Source organism: Polynucleobacter sp. 35-46-11 (assembly GCF_002281105.1).
In genome coordinates this window covers 1-3,159 of the sequence record NZ_NCFJ01000300.1, presented here as the reverse complement: position 1 = coordinate 3,159, position 3,159 = coordinate 1, and the positions used below count along the sequence as shown (strand labels likewise).

Genomic DNA, 3,159 nt, shown 5'->3' with positions numbered 1-3,159 from the left:
AAAACAACATAAGAATAGAAAGCATCGTATTAAAGCGTGAGACTAACATCGCAACACGCGCAGACTTAGCCTTGACATCAGGCTCGACCGCCACAATACCCAGGGCTCGTTTCTGAAGTGGCCAAATAATGAACCAAACATTGAACGCCATTACCAAAGCAATCCACATACCTAAACCAATTGCACGAAATGGCGCTTGCAAGGTAAATGCTTGATGAGCATAGCCATTTAAAACCGCCAAGATCATGCCACTAACAACGGTAAACAAAGCTGCCCAACGAAACCAAAACAAAGCCGTTGGGGCGATGACTTTACCAATGGCTGGCTTTTGCTCATCCGGGATTTTAGGCATCGAAGGAATCTGCACAAAGTTGAAGTACCAAAGCAAACCAACCCACATCACGCCAACCATCACGTGAATCCAGCGGAATAAATATGGCAACTCAATAGAACTTAGATTGGCACCTAAGCCCAAAACAATTAAAGCAAGGAGTACAAACCCAGCTAAAACTGTGCGGCCTAATGAGGTAAAGATAGATGCCATAGAAACCTTCTTAATAAAAATAGTTAAGCGAGATTAAGCAAAATTCTTGCTAGCAAAATCCCAGTTCACTACATTCCAGAAGTTTTCCAAATACTTTGGACGTGCATTGCGTGTATCAATGTAATAAGCATGCTCCCATACATCGCAAGTCATGAGCGGCTTTGCATCAGTAGTCAGCGGTGTAGCAGCATTGCTAGTTGAAGCCAAATCCAGTGAACCGTCAGCCTTCTTCACCAACCAAGCCCAACCAGATCCAAAAGTGCCTATTGCACATTTTGCAAACTCTTCTTTGAATTTATCAAATGAGCCCCACTTAGCATTGATGGCATCAGCCAAAGCACCCGTTGGAGCACCGCCACCATTTGGCTTCATACTGTTCCAGTAAAAGGTGTGGTTCCATACTTGAGCTGCATTATTAAAAACACCGCCAGCAGATTTTTTAACAATATCTTCTAAAGATGCATTTTCAAACTCAGTACCTTTAATTAAGTTATTGAGATTGGTGACATAAGTTTGGTGATGCTTCCCGTAGTGAAACTCTAGCGTTTCTTTAGAAATGAATGGGGAAAGCGCATCCAATGCGTAAGGTAACTGAGGTAATGTGTGTTCCATCATTTTTTCCTTTAAAGACGTGTTAATAAATAGCTATAGGGCCATATTCGACCTAACTATAGTCGATTCTGGCGATTTTGTTTGAGTGTGAAAAAATGGGGCTGACTGCATCAACCCCACCCATGGATTACTGGGCTGTCCAGCCACCATCCATATTCCAAGCCACTCCACGCACCTCGGAGGCATCGGGACCGCAAAGGAAAATGGCTAATGCGGCCAATTGTTCGGGAGCCACGAATTCGCCGGAGGGCTGCTTCTCGGAAACCAAAGCTTTTTTAGCCTCTTCATTTGAGACCCCATCACGCTCTGCACGGGCATCCACTTGTTTTTGAACCAAAGGGGTAAGAACCCAGCCTGGGCAAATCGCATTGCAGGTAATTCCAGTTTTAGCATTCTCTAAAGCAGTCACTTTAGTTAATCCAACAATGCCATGCTTTGCAGCAACGTAAGCAGACTTTTGAACTGAACCCACCAAACCATGCACAGAGGCAATATTGATAATGCGACCCCAGTTACGCTTCTTCATTCCAGGTAAGGCATGATGAGAGGTATAGAAAGCTGAACTGAGATTAATGGCAATAATGGATTCCCATTTATCTGCCGGAAAATCTTCCACATTAGCTGTGTATTGAATACCTGCATTGTTCACCAAGATATCAAGTGATCCAAAACGTGCTTCAGTTTGCTTAATCAGATCTTCAATCTCAGCAGGCTTACTCATATCAGCACCGTGATAATCCACCTCTACTCCGCATGCTTTGATCGCAGCGATAGCGGCATCTTTTTCACCAAAACCATTGACCATAATATTGGCGCCCTGCTTTGCCAATCCAATAGCCATTGCCAAACCAATGCCACTTGTAGAGCCAGTGACCAGAGCTGTTTTACCTTTTAAATGAGACATGTTCTTATTCGCTATATCAAGTTAATCGCAAATCCCCTCAGAGGGGATTTGCAGATGATCAAAACTTGATGTTACAGGAAGCGACAACCCGGTCGATACCGGGAATGCACTAATTCAGGAGAGCTCCTGATTAGACCTTGCCAAGAGCCTTCAGAATCTTTTCACAAGTGATAGGCTGATCAAACACCGCAGTATTAAACGGCGCCAAAGCATCATTAATCGCATTCTGGACGGCTCCAGGAGCTCCAGCAGTACCGGCTTCACCTGCACCTTTTGCCCCCAACTTAGATGACAGGGTTGGCGTCTCCACGTGGGCTACTTCAATATCTGGCATTTCATTGGCCATCGGCACCAAATAATCAGCCATACTGCCATTGCGTAGCAACCCACTATCGTCATAGAGACACTCCTCAAAAAGTACGCCCCCAATTCCCTGAACAATAGCTCCACGTACCTGCTCATCCACCAGCATAGGATTTAATACGCGACCACAGTCCTCAACTGCCCAATGTTTCAAGAGCTTTACAAATCCGGTATCAGGATCCACTTCAACATAAGAAGCCTGAACGCCATTAGTAAAGATGAATGGATATTCTTTTTGGGTGTAATGACGTGTAACCATCAAATCAGCAGAGAAGCCCACAGGCAGGGTATCCGTACGGAAATAACCAATACGACCAATCTCGCTAAATGGCAGCAATTGCTCACCAGTGGCTTTATCTAAAACATGGCCACGTCGAACTGACAACTCTTCAGGCGATCTATTCAAGATGGCGCCAGCAAGCTTCAAGATATTTTCTTGGAGCGCCTGACATGCTAACAACACTGCCTCACCACCCACACCGGCGCCACGAGAAGCCCAAGTACCACCACCATAAGGTGTGACATCAGTATCGCCAGTAATGATGCGAACATCTTTAATAGAAAGTCCAACAGCATCAGCAGCAATTTGTGCATAGATACCTTCAGTGCCCTGACCCTGCTCACCAACGCCAATCATGTATCATGAATTTCGGATTAAACACGATCAGCTTGTCCAGCGCTTTCAGCCACATGCGGCTGTCCGCCGTGCCCACGAATGGTACGCGGCCCTTGAACA

General features: G+C 45.3%; 4 protein-coding genes. All 4 read right to left on the bottom strand.

Annotated features, from left to right (window positions below):
* Positions 1 to 544: hypothetical protein (locus tag B7Y67_RS13855; protein WP_293599153.1), on the bottom strand; the 544-nt coding region annotated here is incomplete at its 3' end.
* Between the two features lie 33 nt (positions 545 to 577).
* Positions 578 to 1,156: a Fe-Mn family superoxide dismutase gene (gene sodB, locus B7Y67_RS13850; protein ID WP_215303899.1), complete on the bottom strand. Its 579-nt coding sequence runs from the start codon at positions 1,154 to 1,156 to the stop codon at positions 578 to 580.
* Positions 1,157 to 1,283: 127 nt separating this feature from the next.
* Positions 1,284 to 2,060, bottom strand: coding sequence for a 3-hydroxybutyrate dehydrogenase (locus B7Y67_RS13845; protein WP_293599152.1), 777 nt, complete (start codon positions 2,058 to 2,060; stop codon positions 1,284 to 1,286).
* Between the two features lie 130 nt (positions 2,061 to 2,190).
* Entirely contained in the window at positions 2,191 to 3,060 is an 870-nt protein-coding gene (locus tag B7Y67_RS13840; RefSeq protein WP_293599151.1) for a molybdopterin cofactor-binding domain-containing protein, read from the bottom strand.
* Between the last annotated feature and the right edge of the window lie 99 nt (positions 3,061 to 3,159).

What these genes read in the sequence shown, in the direction of transcription:
- B7Y67_RS13840 (WP_293599151.1), bottom strand. Translation starts at nt 3,060, where the DNA reads ATGATTGGCGTTGGTGAGCAGGGTCAGGGCACTGAAGGTATCTATGCA.
- sodB (WP_215303899.1), bottom strand. Translation starts at nt 1,156, where the DNA reads ATGGAACACACATTACCTCAGTTACCTTACGCATTGGATGCGCTTTCC.
- B7Y67_RS13845 (WP_293599152.1), bottom strand. Translation starts at nt 2,060, where the DNA reads ATGTCTCATTTAAAAGGTAAAACAGCTCTGGTCACTGGCTCTACAAGT.